The organism is Psychrobacter sp. TB20-MNA-CIBAN-0197 (genome assembly GCF_040309765.1).
GTDB classification, from domain to species: Bacteria; Pseudomonadota; Gammaproteobacteria; order Pseudomonadales; family Moraxellaceae; genus Psychrobacter; species Psychrobacter submarinus.
This window is the reverse complement of sequence record NZ_JBEOPC010000002.1, coordinates 42,936-58,041: the sequence shown is the minus strand read 5'-3', so window position 1 is coordinate 58,041 and position 15,106 is coordinate 42,936. Positions and strand designations below refer to the sequence as shown.

Annotated in this window: 11 protein-coding genes; 3 read left to right on the top strand and 8 right to left on the bottom strand. The window is 46.1% G+C overall.

Annotated elements, in window-relative coordinates; translation table 11 throughout:
• Positions 1-125 precede the first annotated feature (125 nt).
• The gene (locus AAEY83_RS00940; RefSeq protein ID WP_025644625.1) at positions 126-1,055 is read left to right on the top strand and encodes a DUF2628 domain-containing protein; all 930 of its coding nucleotides are present in this window, start codon (positions 126-128) and stop codon (positions 1,053-1,055) included.
• Between the two features lie 3 nt (positions 1,056-1,058).
• Here the strand turns inward: AAEY83_RS00940 and AAEY83_RS00935 are convergent, their stop codons facing one another.
• The 8 genes from AAEY83_RS00935 to gmk form a co-directional block, all read right to left on the bottom strand.
• Positions 1,059-2,945: a monovalent cation:proton antiporter-2 (CPA2) family protein gene (locus AAEY83_RS00935; RefSeq protein WP_025644623.1), complete on the bottom strand. Its 1,887-nt coding sequence runs from the start codon at positions 2,943-2,945 to the stop codon at positions 1,059-1,061.
• 61 nt (positions 2,946-3,006) lie between these two features.
• Positions 3,007-3,711 carry a hypothetical protein gene (locus AAEY83_RS00930; protein WP_025644622.1) on the bottom strand — a complete coding sequence of 235 codons (705 nt, stop codon included), beginning with the start codon at positions 3,709-3,711 and terminating at the stop codon, positions 3,007-3,009.
• Between the two features lie 562 nt (positions 3,712-4,273).
• Positions 4,274-5,425, bottom strand: a complete 1,152-nt coding sequence (locus AAEY83_RS00925; RefSeq protein WP_025644619.1) for a cation diffusion facilitator family transporter — start codon at positions 5,423-5,425, stop codon at positions 4,274-4,276.
• 307 nt (positions 5,426-5,732) lie between these two features.
• On the bottom strand, positions 5,733-7,988 hold the full coding sequence (locus tag AAEY83_RS00920; protein ID WP_025644617.1) for a primosomal protein N': 2,256 nt from the start codon (positions 7,986-7,988) through the stop codon (positions 5,733-5,735).
• A 264-nt stretch (positions 7,989-8,252) separates the two neighbouring features.
• Positions 8,253-8,633 (bottom strand): Rid family detoxifying hydrolase, encoded by a 381-nt coding sequence (locus tag AAEY83_RS00915; RefSeq protein WP_025644615.1) that lies wholly within the window; start codon positions 8,631-8,633, stop codon positions 8,253-8,255.
• A gap of 59 nt (positions 8,634-8,692) precedes the next feature.
• A complete protein-coding gene (locus tag AAEY83_RS00910) occupies positions 8,693-10,873 on the bottom strand; it encodes a RelA/SpoT family protein (protein ID WP_025644614.1) in 2,181 nt (726 codons plus the stop codon).
• A gap of 300 nt (positions 10,874-11,173) precedes the next feature.
• Positions 11,174-11,434: a DNA-directed RNA polymerase subunit omega gene (gene rpoZ, locus AAEY83_RS00905; RefSeq protein WP_025644612.1), complete on the bottom strand. Its 261-nt coding sequence runs from the start codon at positions 11,432-11,434 to the stop codon at positions 11,174-11,176.
• A 305-nt stretch (positions 11,435-11,739) separates the two neighbouring features.
• Positions 11,740-12,366, bottom strand: coding sequence for a guanylate kinase (gene gmk, locus AAEY83_RS00900; RefSeq protein ID WP_025644610.1), 627 nt, complete (start codon positions 12,364-12,366; stop codon positions 11,740-11,742).
• Between the two features lie 345 nt (positions 12,367-12,711).
• On the opposite strand from gmk, the gene ispH reads away from it, so the two are divergent.
• Together ispH and AAEY83_RS00890 are read left to right on the top strand one after the other, a co-directional pair.
• Positions 12,712-13,668: a 4-hydroxy-3-methylbut-2-enyl diphosphate reductase gene (ispH, locus tag AAEY83_RS00895; protein ID WP_025644608.1), complete on the top strand. Its 957-nt coding sequence runs from the start codon at positions 12,712-12,714 to the stop codon at positions 13,666-13,668.
• Positions 13,669-14,049: 381 nt separating this feature from the next.
• The gene (locus AAEY83_RS00890) at positions 14,050-14,865 is read left to right on the top strand and encodes a thioesterase family protein (protein WP_025644604.1); all 816 of its coding nucleotides are present in this window, start codon (positions 14,050-14,052) and stop codon (positions 14,863-14,865) included.
• Positions 14,866-15,106 lie beyond the last annotated feature (241 nt).

Genomic DNA, 15,106 nt, shown 5'->3' with positions numbered 1-15,106 from the left:
TTTAAGCTATATCCTAAGTTTACTATTTTTAAGTGCTCTATTTTTATTAGACAAACACGTTTAATACGACCTTTCAGCCTCTCTAAAAAAGCCCCAATGCTTAAAATAACAATAGGGCCACTACCATGCTATTTATCGAGACGGATACGCCGCCCCCTTTCTACCGAGAAGAGCTGACCGCTGCTCGGCGCAAGCAGCTAGACCAGTGGTTTATCAGCCACCGTAGCCAAGACTATTACCTCAAGCGCTTTGAGCAGTTCGATGAGCAAGGATATCTGTCTCCTAAGTGGCATTGGGCCGCCTTTTTTATGACCTTTTTTTGGCTGCTCTATCGCAAACGTTACATCGATGCGATCGTCTACAGTGTCGCCGGTTGGTCATTTATTCAGCTCACCATTACTATCGTTTTAGTCTTTGTTGAATTTGCGGCGATGTCTTTTATTCCGCTGGCTTATCAGATGCCGCTGCGTATCGCGATTGCCGCTATCATTTGGTTGTTTTGGTCATTTATGGTGGCGCGCTGGACAGACGCTTATTACTACCGAATGGCAAGGCGTGAGATCGCCGATGCTTTAGACGATCATCCGCGTGATGAGACAGCGCAAAAAGCCATACTACGGCGTGAAGGCGGCGTCAGCTTATTTGGTTTAGGACTGGGATTCGCTATTTTTGTGTTTGCCTTAACGGTCATCAAGGTGCAGTTTTTACCTATTATCGCAAAGCCAAAAGAAAACGAAGTGCTATTCGATGCTTACGATATCACCAAAACCGCACAAAATCAGGTGGCTCTAGCTTATCAGCAAACAGGCGAGTGTCCTACTCAGCTGCCGATAGCGACTAGCAACCCAAAAATACAAGTGCGCATTGATACGCAAACGCCAAGCGTGCCAGAAACCGACTGTACCGTGACAGGTACTATCCAAAATGTCAGGTTTCCACTGCGCTATTTGAACGGTCAGACACTGGTGTTTTATCATCTACCAAATGAGGAGAATTGGCGCTGCACGAGCTCATTAAATGAAAAGCAAGCGCCGGCCTATTGCGTGGCTGATTAAGCATTAGTTTTTTGAATGGGGCAGAGGGTCTTGATCCTTATCAACTGGCGTGGCTTGGTTTTTAAGCTCTTCATAAAATTCGCTTAAGTCCATTTTGCGCGCTTTATCTATATCTTCATCGAAGAGACTCTCAAGCTCAGCCATCGCCGACTGCGCCGATTCGATAAGGCTTGCTTCATCATCATAGATGGCCTGCTGGCGTTCGATCAAATCATCGTCGTAATCGCGGAAAGTCTGCACCGTTTCGCGCGCTTTTTCAGGGGAGATGCCCAATAACTGCAAGGACTCACGCGACATATCTAAGGAGGATAAATAAGTCTCGCGCCATATATGACGAACCCCAACCTCACGCAGACGGTAGTAATGCTGCCTATCCCGCGCTCGCGCTAAAACAATCAAATCTGGATAATTCTTACGTAAATACTCAGCAGTGGTAATAGAGCGCTCTAGATCATCGATGGCCAAAATAAATAACCTCGCTTTATTGATGCCAGCGGCGCGCAGAATCTCAGGGTTTTTGGGATCGCCATAATAGACTTTATTACCAAATTTACGTACAAAATCCACGCGGTTCGCTGAGCGCTCAATGGCGGTAAATTCGATATTGTGCATGCGCAGTACCCGGCCAATAATCTGACCGATACGGCCGAAACCGGCGATAATGACTTGATGCTCGTGATCAGGAATAGTGTCGTAGTCGCGCTTGGGCTTACTTTTTGCAAATAAAGGTTCGCCTGCTTTTTCGAGTAATAAAAACGCAAATGGCGTAAGCGCCATAGAGATAGTCACTACCAGATTTAGCATATTGGCCAGCTCCGGCCTTAAGACATTCTGCGCACTTGCTACGCTAAAGAGTACAAAGGCAAACTCGCCGCCTTGCGCTAACGTCACCCCAAGCCGGATGCTCGTCGGTAAGCGGTTACCTGATACTTTGGCGATAGCCGTTACCACGCCGAATTTGATGACCATCAATGCCAAAGCACAGCCGACAATAAGCACCGGCTTAGCCAGGATAAGCTTGACATCTGTCAGCATGCCTACCGACATAAAGAACAGACCTAACAGCAGTCCTTTAAACGGCTCAATACTCGCCTCTAACTCGTGACGGTACTCTGAATCTGCTAGCAATACACCGGTCAAAAATGCACCTAAAGCCATGGAAAGACCGATCTGCTCCATTAAAATAGAGACGCCCATTACGATAAATAACGCTACCGCCGTTAACAGCTCGGCTGCGCCGCTAGAGGCCACGAACTTAAAGAAAGGTCTGACAATATAACGACTCGATAAAATCAAACCAGCAAAAACCATAAATACTTTAGCAAAATAAATTAAGTCATAGCTTTGTTCGCGTACCCCTGATAAAAAGGGGATGACAGCGAGCAGTGGAATAACGGCGATATCTTGAAACAGTAAGATAGTAAAGGCTTCGCGGCCATGCGTGCTTGAGAGCTGCTGCTTTTCGGTCAATATTTGCAGCACAAATGCGGTAGAGGAAAGCGCTAAACCAAAGCCAACGATAAAAGCTGTATCAAGCTGTAATGCAAAAAACTGATATAAAATCGCCATTAACACGATACCAGTCATGCCGACTTGCAAACCGCCTAACACAAAAATAGAGCGGCGTAGCGCCCACAGACGCGAAGGCTGTAGTTCTAGACCGATGATGAACAGTAGCATCACCACGCCAAATTCAGAAAAATGCAACAAACTCTCAGCGTCGCCTGCGACGTCTAGCGCGCTTGGGCCTAATATCAAACCAGTAATCAGGTAGCCCAAAACGGTTGCAATACCGAAGCGCTTACCAAGCGGCACAAACAGTAGCGCTGCCCCCAAAAAGATAGTCGCTTGTAGCATTAAGTTTGGAGAGCCGGCGGCGGCTGCGAACATAGTAAATCCTTATCAATCAGTCTCAAGCGTATAAGGTTAAGCACAATAGCAAAAAGGCGACTTATTTTTTGCGATAAATTTTCCAGACGTCATTATTGGCAATAGGATTGCTATAAGCATCATTGCGGCGTTTGCGCGGGGTCTGCCGACTATCCACAATTTTAAAATCAGGCAACGCATGCACAATCAGACCGGTACGATAAAAACGAACGCGCTCCGGCTCTAGCATCTCACCTTTATTATCGCGGCAGAACACATAAGCGCGCAAATCAATAAACTCTCGATGCGCAACCAACCTAGCTTCATCATCTGTCTCAAATACGGCAGTCATACGCTCAATCTCTTGCGCAGTATACTCACCGCATTTATTCATCAAGGCGCTGACTGAGCCAAAGCTTTTAGATTCTTTGGCGCGGGTTTTGGTCAGATGTAAGCGCTGCACATTAAAGATAAACTGCGGTATCTCTAGGCTGGCAGGTAGTGGCAGATGGTCAGGGGGCATATCTGCGGCAGGATAAAACTCCTTAGCACGGTCCAATAAGCTCTGCCAGCGCTGCTGATAAGCTTGCACCTCGCTAAGATTACCCTCAAAGATAGGCATATCGCGAATTTGCCGTAGAATATCAGGCGGAAACTGCTCATCACGGAAGCTGGCGATATCTTCTTGTAGCGTTGATAGCAGCACTTTGGCGTGCTTCTTACCGTCCTTTGAAGCAGGATCATCGATGTAGTCGGGAGCAACAAAAGGTGCTGAGCGTCTAGACATGGCAATAGCTCATTATTAAAAATTAATCGTTGATAAAGCTGCGATCTCTACTAAATAATAGCAAAAAGCGGCTCATTATAGATAAAATTATCGTCATTATAACCGCATAAGCGGCTACAGGTTTCATTTATCTACATTAAAACCTTTATAATGAATCATATAGTCATTTTACTTTTACTCTGAACTGACTATATTGCAAGATAACGTTTGTGAAGCGCTATGCCTAAAAAGAGGCTTTATTCAAACATCGACAACGCTACTCTGGTTTAGCAAGCGTTTCTGGTTTAGCAAGCGTTGGTAAAATCATCATGAATATCATCCGTATCATACTCATATCTATACTGGCATTCGCGTTTGGGTTTTGGCTCATTATGGTATCGAATATGGGGCCCGCTTATTGGCCACAAGTTATGAATGGAAGCTTAGATATTTGGATAAGGGGGCTCTTATTAGTATCTGGCTTATTTATTTGGCTAGCCATTATCATTTGGTGGTTAAGCATGATTTACCGCTATTTTTCAAATCCATAAAAATAATTGGACCCTTAAACTAAAATCTTTAGTTAATGATTGTGGCCGATATGTCCGCTATCACTGACGGCTCGCTCGGAGATATCACAAACAAGCGTATCACTGTGAGCCATCGTCTGCGGATGCGATAGGCTCTCCACCTGAATAGTGGCATGACTAATGCCTAAGTCTTGCAAGCGCTGTTCAAGCTCGCTAATCAGCACACTAGCCTCCGTAATACTCATCTCGCCATCGACCACCACGTGACAAGATAAAGCGTTTAGGCCACTAGTAATACTCCAAATATGGAGGTCATGAATCTTTTCGACTTGCTTATGATCGAGCAGACGCTCTTTGACTGCGTCTAATGAGATATCTTTTGGCGTGCCCTCCATCAAGACATGTACCGAATCACGTACAACGCGGTAACCACTTACTAAGATAAGTACCGCGACGATCACCGACGCTGCGGCATCGGCCCAAACCCAGCCAAACCCCATCATCAGTAAAGCGGCGACAATAGCGGCCACTGAGCCCATCAAGTCACTTAAGACATGTAGATAGGCGCTTTGCATATTGAGGTTAACAGGCTCTTTAGCGTCAGAGGAGTTTTGTTTTTCTCCATGACTGTGTCCGCTATCGCCACTACGGCTACCTCGGTGCATCAGCCAAGCCACTAGGATATTAATAAGCATGCCGATAGTAGCGATGATCAGCATACCTTGGGTAGCAATCTCAGGCGGTGAGTTAAGGCGTTTGATCGCTTCATAAAAAATCATCAAGGCGATAATTACTAGCGTCGCACCATTGACGGTGGCCACGATAATCTCAAAGCGTTTATAGCCAAAGGTCTTTTGATGGGTGGCGGCTTTTTCGCCGATTTTAAATGCCATCAACGTCGCACCAAGGGCGATGGCGTCGCTGAGCATGTGTCCTGCATCAGAGAGTAACGCCAAGCTGCCTGTCAGTAAGCCACCAATCGCCTCGATAAACATATAGCCTGTGATGATCACAAAGCTAATCAGTAACGTACGCTGATAGCCTTTGGTATCTCTCGGCGCGGTGTTTTGCTCTAGGTGAGAGTCATGATCATGAGCGTCTTGATTGCCAGCAGTATAGTTACTATCGTTGTTTTTATAGACATCAATAGGCTCACTTGGAGGCAAATGCTTATTTTGCTTATGACTGGGATCTTCTTGACTCATAACATTACTCAAATTTATTAAGACTTATGGTAAATAACTTCAAGGATTAATGATAAATCTAACATAGCCGAGTATTAGAAGCTGTAACGACGATGTAAAAATGCAGCCAGTAAGCTATAGTCGAGTCACTGCAAAAATGACATCGTGCTACTGGTATGAATTTTCCTTGCATGCTGTTATTACAGAGGCTGCGCAACATTCATTCCAGTAGCACTCTTCAATTTAGCACCATGTTATTTTGAACTGACTATACGTTTAGGAGCCTAAGAATAATAAGAGGAAACGGTGATAGGTTTGAGGTGTCAGCCTACCAGCCGACAGGGTCGATATCTAAAGTCAGTTTTAGATATTTAGCGCTGGGTAGCGCCAGTACGGGTTGCCACCAGTGGTTCAGTACTTGGTGGAGCTGTCCGCGCTCTTTGGCGATGAGGAGTAGCTGGGCATGGTAGCGGCTGTTTTTTTTGCTCATGGGCGCATCGATGGGCCCGAGCACGGCCAAATTGTGGTTAGTGGGCAAGATAGCGATGGCATCTTTGAGCGCTTGCATGGTGGCGGCTAGGGTTTTGCCTTCGCAGCGAATCAGCGCGGCATGGGTATGAGGCGGCAGTCCCATCATTTTGCGCTCTTGTAGTAGATCCCGCGCAAATGACAGGTAGCCGTCTTTTACCAGCTTTAGTAGTAGCGCGTTGTCAGGCTGTAGCGTCTGGATCAGCACGCGTCCTGCCTTGTCGCCGCGTCCAGCACGGCCCGCGACTTGAATCATCAGCTGCGCGGTATGCTCAGGCGAGCGAAAGTCTGCAGATAAAAAACCTCTATCAGCATTAGGCAAGCAGACGAGCGTGACATTAGGAAAGTGATGACCTTTAGCCACCATTTGCGTGCCGACTAGAATCGCCGGCTTACCTTCGTTAATACGCTGATAGATATTCTCCCAGCTGTCTTTACGCCTCGTGGTGTCGCGGTCAATCTGAATAATCGGGTATTGTATTTTACTGGTTTGCGGATTAGCAAACAGCGCATGTAAGTTTTCGCTAAGTCTTGTCGTCCCCATCCCTTTGGTATCTAAGTTTTGACTGGCGCAGTCCGGACAGCTATTTGGAATATAAGCTTGCCAATCACAGTGATGGCATTTTAAATAAGAGCTGCTTTGGTTTTGACGACTATAATGCACCGTTAGATGCGCATCGCAGCGTGGACAGTCTGCTTGCCAGCCACAAGCTTCGCAGAGTAATACCGGCGCATAGCCGCGACGATTTAGAAATATCAATACCTGCTCGCCGGCTTCGAGCGTTTGCCGAATAGCCTTGATGAGATCATCGGTCAGACCTGTGTCATAGTTTGCGCCATCGTCTGCAGTTTGTTGATGAGTGGTTTGCAGGCGGGCATCGATGAGCTGCATAGTCGCAGGCTTGGCACTGCCAGGACGCGTCGTTAGCTGGCACTCTATCAGCTTACCATCTGCTACAAGCTTTAGATGCTCAAGCGTTGGGGTCGCAGTTCCGAGCACGACGGGTATCTTATATTGCAGGCCGCGATATAGCGCCACGTCGCTTGCATGGTAGCGTAGGGTGTCTTGCTGCTTATAAGAGCTATCATGCGCCTCATCAACGATGATCAGACCTAAGTTAGCAAAAGGATACAGCACAGCTGAGCGGGTGCCGATGATGATTTGCGCGTGACCGGTACGGCAGTCTTGCCAACCTTGCAGACGGTAGGTGTTAGTCATACCTGAATGCAGTAGCACGATTTGCGCAGCAAAGCGGCTAGCAAAACGCGCTCGCGTCTGCGGCGTTAGGCCAATCTCTGGCACCAGTATGAGTACTTGCTTGCCAGCTTCTAATACCGCTTGCATCGCTTGCAAATAGACTTCCGTTTTACCACTACCGGTGATACCGTTGAGTAAAACACCTTTATACTGCTCAGCGCTATGAGCAGCAGTAATCGTCGCCACCGCCTGCTGCTGCTCGTCATTGAGATCAAGCGGCATCTTCGCTAAGCTCACAGGCTTAGGCGCTGATTTGTGCTCTATGTAGCGCTCAATTAAGCCCTTGTCTTCTAACGTCTTCAAAAAGCTGCGCTGCATTCCTTCGAGTAATAACACATCTTCGCTCGCACCGCGCTCGCCATGCAACTTGAGCATGTCGAACTGCTGTTTTTGCTTGACCGCATTGGCATGAAAGTCAGCATCGGTGACGTGCGGCAGGATGCGCCAATGAGTAATAAGCAAGTCGAGCGGTTTGCCTTGCCGCACAAGGCTTGGCAGCATCACAGCGAGTACATCGCCTAAAGGGTAATGATAATAACGCGCAAGCCAGTACGCAAGGCGAAGCATAGCGCTATCGACGATAGGTTCATCATCTAAGCACTGATTAATGGCTTTGAGCTTACCCATTGGAACATCGCTTGCGCTTGGCTCAATTTGGGCGATGACGATACCGATCAAAGTCTGCCTACCAAAAGAGACTTCGACGCGGCTACCGATTTTGGGCAAAGATAAGTCTGCAGGCACGCCATAATCAAATACTCGATAAAGCGGAACCGGTAGAGCAACTTGAACTAACATAAATGACGCTCGCAGCCTTATTAAAAGTTAAATTCGGTGATGTTTAAAGTGTAGAGAAACATATTAATAAGTGAAGCATACCAATAGATGAGGGTACTCGTTTTATTATGCGTAATATGAGTAGCACAAATAAGCAAGCCCAAATTGCCGTTATCGATAACCGCGCTTTGGGCTTAAGCTTTTGAGCTTGATAAAGTTGCCTTTGACTTCACGACTGTAGTCTTGAGCTATCAGATTCGATACTCTCAGACTTGACGCTATCCGTTATTCTATATACATAATTGACTCAATCTCTACCACGCCGCCTTTTGGCAAGGCTGCTACTTGTACCGCAGCGCGAGCAGGATACGGCTCACTTAGATTGGCTACAAATACCTCATTTAGTGCCGCAAAATCGCTCAAATCGGTCAAGGAGACGTTAAATTTAACCACATCATTGATAGTACCACCAGCGGCCGCGCAAATGGCTTTAATATTCTCAAATACTTGCTTGGCCTGCGCCTCAAAGCCTTCTTTTAGCTCCATAGTATCAGGATCAAAACCAAGCTGGCCTGAGATATAGACCGTATTACCAACCTTTACTGCTTGTGAGTAAGTGCCAACAGCGGCAGGAGCTTTATCGGTTTGAATAGTTTGACGACTCATAGTTATTCCTTTTAGGAAGTGAATAATAAATAAACAGGGGTTAAGTTATTTTGATAGTTTTATAGCTGATACAGACGCATAATATTGGGGAAGCCTAATAGCGATCTTAGCTCACGGATACCTTGGGCTAAGTGCACCCGGCTGCGAACGACTACATGAACGATCGTATCACTGTGACGTACATCGATCGTCTCTACACCGATATTTAACTGGCGCAGATGATAAACCACTTCGCTGATTTGCTCATCGCTTAGCGAGATGGAGAGTTTGAGATAAGCTGGAAAGCGTATCTTATTACCGGCATCATCAGAGTCGTTTTGTTTAACTGCTTTATCATCGCGCCACTGTAGCTGAATGATTTGGTAAGGATTGTCTTTACGAATATCATCGAGCGAAAAACACTTATGCCGGTGCACGACCAACCCATGCCGTGATAAGTGGCCAACGATTGGGTCGCCATAAATAGGATGACAACAATTGGCAAAATCAAGCTCAACACCCGCAGTATTGACGATGAGCTGCTGCGGCTGCGAGGCTTCACTGACATCCGCTTGCAGACTGCTCATCTCGTCGCTAAATAAGCGTGAAACAACGAGCTGCGGCAATAAAGTGCCAGAGCTTATTTGCTCAAACAGCACGTTTTTATCATCAACACCGCGCCACTCAAGTAGGTTGTTCCACTCAGAATCGTATAAGTCCGCTAGGCTTTTATGGTACGTTTTTAAAGCGCGATCTAGCGCTTGTTGACCATGACGCTGCTTTTCACTCGTAGGTAAGTCTTTAAACCAGCGCAAGATCTCCTTACGGGCTTTATTGGTGACCACAAAGCCAAGCCATTCCGCTTTGGGCTCAGAGTCGCTATCAATTTCAATCTCGACCAGCTGTCCGTTTTTGACAACCGTCCCAAGTTTGGCTTTTTCATTATCAATATTCGCGCCGACAGCGACATTACCCACCATAGGCCCAACCGCATAAGCGAAGTCGAGCGCCGTTGCGCCTTGCGGCAGCTCATAGGCACGGCCCTGCGGACTATAGCAGAGGATTTTGCTTGAATGCAGATAGTCCATCAGCTCGTTAATCGTAGACACCGCCGCGGTAAAGTCAGGACTATTTTCATCTAAGGTCTCTTCATCGACCAGCTCTTTCATATTGCGTAGTGAGGCTTGAATCACTGATTGGCTGACATCAGAGGCATGCTCAGCACCGATCACGCCGAGTCGCGCCGCCTTTTGCATCTTTTTGGTCATAATGACGACTTTGATACAATCATTGTCACGCTCATAAAGTAAAGTCAAAGATTGATTGCCGCCAGGTAGCGGCCGGCGAATATTGTCCTGAATATTCGCATCTTCGATTTGATATTTTTTGATGAAATAGTAAGCCAGCTTATCACAGGCCTCTACCGTATCGAGGACGATCTCAAAAGAGTAGTGACGAAGTAGGGCATTAATCTCGCCGCGGTTGCGAAAGAACTGACGGTACATAGCAACGCGGTTGTCTAAGATTTTAACGTGACCATTTAACTCTAAGTTGTTCAATACCACAATCAGATAGCGATGGATGGCTTCTTTTTGAAAGTTGCGTCCAAGGCCGTGCTGCAACAGCTTATCAGACAGCTTGTTATACATCTCAGAGTTAAGATTGCGGTAGCAGAGCACCTCTATGTAGTCAGCAATGTCATTGATGCCCATCAAGCGGGCGAAGGGCACATAAAAATCTAAAGTCTCTTGCGCGGTGGCGCGCTGCTTTTCAGTGCTGACCGCATCGAGCGTGGACATGTTATGCAGGCGGTCTGATAACTTGATAATCAACACGCGCGGATCTAACAAGGTTGCGGTAAGAATTTTATGAAAGGTTGCCGCTTTGTTTTGCTGCTTATTGTATTTTGAGGACTTAAGCTTGGTGACACCATCAACCAAGCGGGCGACGACTTTGCCATAACGCTGCTCAATCTGCTCGCCAGTGACTTCAGTATCTTCAACCGTATCATGCAAAATTGCGGCGATAATCGTATCACGGTCTAAACGAAAACCGGCCAAAATCTCAGCAACCGCGATAGGATGAGTAATATAGGGCTCACCTGATTTGCGCTTGTCTTTGATATGAGCGATATCACCAAACTCACATGCATCGATAATGTCGCGGCGATCGTCCCGACTTAAATACCCAACCGAGCGCAGCAAGTTATATTGGGCCTCGTCTACTAGACGATGACTGAGCTTAGGAAGGGTTTGGCTCATATAAGATTATCCTATGACTGAGCGCCTACTATGAGGCGCCTATAACTTGGCAATGGATTTAGCGGCTATTATTTAAAAAAACAAGCCAAAAGTAAATAAAATAGACTCTAATACGAGTTTGGTTTTCACTCTCTAATTAATCGTAAATAGCCTACAATGTCAACTACTAAGCACATTCAGTCTGTAAATAGCAAAAAACAGTTTTTTAAATCATAAAAACCACAGCTTAGAACTGTGGTTTTATCGCGCTACTTGAGTGCATCAGTAGCTATTTAAGCTATCTTTTTTTAGAAGCTATCTTTAAAAGCTATGATCACCTGATAGCGCTAAATCCAATGAGCTCGTTGCAAAACTATGCTCAGGCTGGTTTAGGATATCGCGGGTGATTTTACCATCAGCAATTTCGCGCAATGCTAAAACTGTTGGCTTGTCATTGTCAACTTCAACAAGTGGCTCAGCAATACCTTTTGCCAGTTGGCGAGCGCGTTTGCTAGCGACAAGTACCAGCTCAAAACGGTTGTCTACATTCTCTAAGCAATCTTCAATCGTGACACGTGCCATAGTTCATTACCTCAGTGATTTAGGATTAGCAGGTAGTGTGGAGGTGATAAATGATACACCAATAGGGTGCCTGCTAATGTATGGGAGCAAAAATATAGAAAGATATAGGGGGAATAACTGGCTATTATAGCATTTTTTCGCCAGTCGCGTCATGGCTTTTGTACTTGATTACTCAAGCCCCAAAGTCGCTATTAGCACTTTAATAACCCTTAAATGAGTAACGCTCAAGCCACCGATATTTAGAATGTATTTAGACTGTATTCAGACTATGAGCATTTGAGCGCTACTCAAAAGTGAATCTAAAGCTATTCTTCGCTCTCATTCGCCAGTAAAGCGTCGATAATACGGCGATGATGACGCTGCTGACGACTGAGCGTCTGTCTGTCAGCGACGATAATGGCTTTGAGCTCAGTCAGTGCCACCTCAAAGTTATCATTAATAATCACATAGTCGAAATGCACGTATTGCGCCATTTCAGTGACGGCGCCGGCCAGACGCTGCTCGATTACCTCGGCGCTGTCTTGGGCTCGGCCCGCTAAGCGCTGGCGCAACGTTGAGAGGCTAGGCGGCAAGATAAAAATCATAGTGGCATCAGTAAATATCTTTTTGACCTGCAGCGCCCCTTGCCAATCAATCTCCAAAATGACGTCGATACCTGCCTCTAGCTGCGCACGCACGCTAGCTTCTGCAGTACCATAGTAGTTGCCAAAGACCTCAGCGTGCTCTAAAAACTTGCCTTCGCCAATAGCAGAAACAAATACCTCTTTGTCGATAAAATGATAGTGATGACCATCAATCTCACCGGGACGAGGCGCACGAGTGGTGTGAGAGATGCTGACAGTCAAGTCATTAGTGGTCGCCAGTAGCTGCTTGACCAAAGAGGTCTTACCCGTACCAGAGGCCGCGGTAATGATAAACAATGAGCCCGTCATAAGTCTCCCAATAAAGTGATGATAATTGTTTTTTAATAAAGTCGCTGATAGTGCCGGCAATTATAATACTGATGCGATAGCATTTTAAAGCGTAATGAGAATATATTATGATAAAGTAGGGGCGAGGGCGTTGAATCTATGCATTTGTGCCCAGATAACTGATCTAAGCACTGAGTCTAAGTACTGAATTTTTCAGCATTGATTCTTTTAAATGCTGATGAGTAATCATTTAAGTTTAATAGCTCGTTTTTTAAGTACCCTTTTGTAAGTATTCGTTTTTGAGCACTGATCTAAGTATTAAGTGCTAAACTACTGATTCCAAATTATCTAATGATAGGCTGTCTTATGCAAATTTATCTTGCCAATCCACGCGGGTTTTGTGCTGGCGTGGATCGCGCCATTGCGATTGTCAACGAAGCGTTGACTCGTTTTGAGCCGCCCATTTATGTGCGCCATGAGGTGGTGCATAATAAGTTTGTGGTCTCAGACCTTGCCAATCGCGGTGCGGTATTTGTCGAAGAGCTGACCGAGGTGCCAGATGGCGCTATTGTGATATTTTCGGCGCACGGAGTGTCAAAAGCGGTCGAAGATGAAGCCAATCGCCGCGATCTCACCGTGTTTGATGCTACCTGTCCGCTAGTGACAAAAGTACATATCGAGGTGGCAAAGTTCGCCCACGAAGGCATGGATGCGGTACTGATTGGGCATGCCGGCCACCCAGAAGTTGAGGGTACGATGGGCCGTTTTAATCGAGGACATGGCGGCCATATTCATCTAGTAGAAAACGAAGAAGATGTCGCTAAACTTTCAGTAAGAGACGCTGAGCGCTTAGCCTTTGTTACCCAAACGACTCTGTCGATGGACGATACGGCTAAAGTGATAGACGCACTTCGTAGTAAATTCCCAAGCATCCAAGGGCCGCGAAAAGACGATATCTGCTATGCCACCCAAAACCGTCAAGACGCGGTCAAAGACTTGGCAGGTCGCTGTGAGGTGGTATTAGTCGTCGGCTCGCCAAACTCATCAAACTCCAATCGCTTGCGTGAGCTTGCCGAGCGCATGAACTGTAAGGCCTACCTCATTGATAATGCCAGCGAGATCCAGCAATCTTGGTTTGATGGTGTGGAGGCCGTAGGGGTCACAGCGGGCGCATCAGCCCCTGAGGTCCTCATCCAAGAAGTGCTGCAACAATTACAGGACTGGGGCGGCAAACAGCCTGATGAGCTCTCTGGAATTGAAGAGAATGTTACCTTTAGTCTGCCAAAAGCGCTACGTATTCCGGTGACTGAAGTGGGCAAGTAGCGTAGAACTATCTATCATAGGTAAAGTAAGATGAAAAAGCAGAGAAAAAGATTCGTACTAGCAGAGGCGAGTCTTAAGGAAATTGACAAACAATTAAATATCAATATGTTTGTCATTGGCGTATTGGTCATAATACTCTTCTTAGACCTAATGCATTTTATAAAAGAGTACAGCGTTTTTTATGGGGTACTTGTCGCTGTTATGATTGTTTTGCTCTTCTTTACTCTCAAAAGTCGTAGGCTTCTCAAGTTAAGAAAACAACAGCTTAGTCAATAAGGCACTGTCATAGGCATTAAGGGTACTGTAATAGTCACTAAAATACAGGTACCATAATAGCCAAGCAAACTTTAGATAAAATACAAATAAAAATATAGGACCGCTATGTTAGCGTATTATCAGTTTAACAAACGCGAGCAGCAGCCCGATGGCAGTTGTATCGCTTATTATCAGCCTACCAGCAATGTTCAAGGCGCTTGGAACGAGCATGAGCAGCATATGGCGCCAGCGACAGGGCTGCTCACATACGAGCTCAGCCAGTTCGCGCCGCAAGACAATATGCGTATTGCCCGTATTAGTCTTGATATTTTGGGATTAATTCCGCTGAGCGACTTTACCATTACCACACGCTGTATTCGACCTGGCAGAACCATTGAGCTTATCGAAGCGGTGATGACTAGTCGTGGCCGCGACTGTATTATTGCGCGCGCTTGGCGACTGATGACCCAAGACACTAGCGAGATCGCAGGTCTTGAGGATACGCCTGCCAAGCATCAACCCGAAGCGCTGCCAGTTTGGGAAGGCATGAAACAATGGCCGGGCGGGTTTATTGAGTCTGTTCATTTAGTTGCCGAAGCGGATCGACGTTCTGGAAAAGGTATGGTGTGGATCAGTAATGACGTGGACATGATCGAAGGCGAGGCGACCAGCGATCTAGTGAAGCTATTAGGGATGGTCGATACGGCGAATGGCGTGGTACAAAGACTGGGTCTTGGGCTGACAAAGCTTGAGTGGATGTTCCCTAACACTGACTTGCAAATCCATATGCACCGAGCGCCAAAAGGACAGTGGCTTGGTATTGAAGCGGTACAACAGTATGGCAGCGATGGTATTGGCTTAACGAGCGCGGTGCTGCATGATGTGCACGGCCCGTTTGGTCGTAGTGAGCAAATTCTGACCATTCGTCCAATGCCCAGCTAATTTAGCAAATGAGCTACTATTTTTCGCTCTTATTTTTACTCTATTAATACCTTAAAGGACAGCTGTTACGCTGTCCTTTTTTATGCGTTGAAGTAAATGAGTGTTGATACTCATTAGCAAACGATCTCATGTTATGATTATTAAAACAAAACTAAAAGATACAATTAATTTATTATACAAATGAAAGTAGTTCAGGTGTAATAGGCACTAGCAACGAGATCTTAAGCAAGCATGGGAAAGC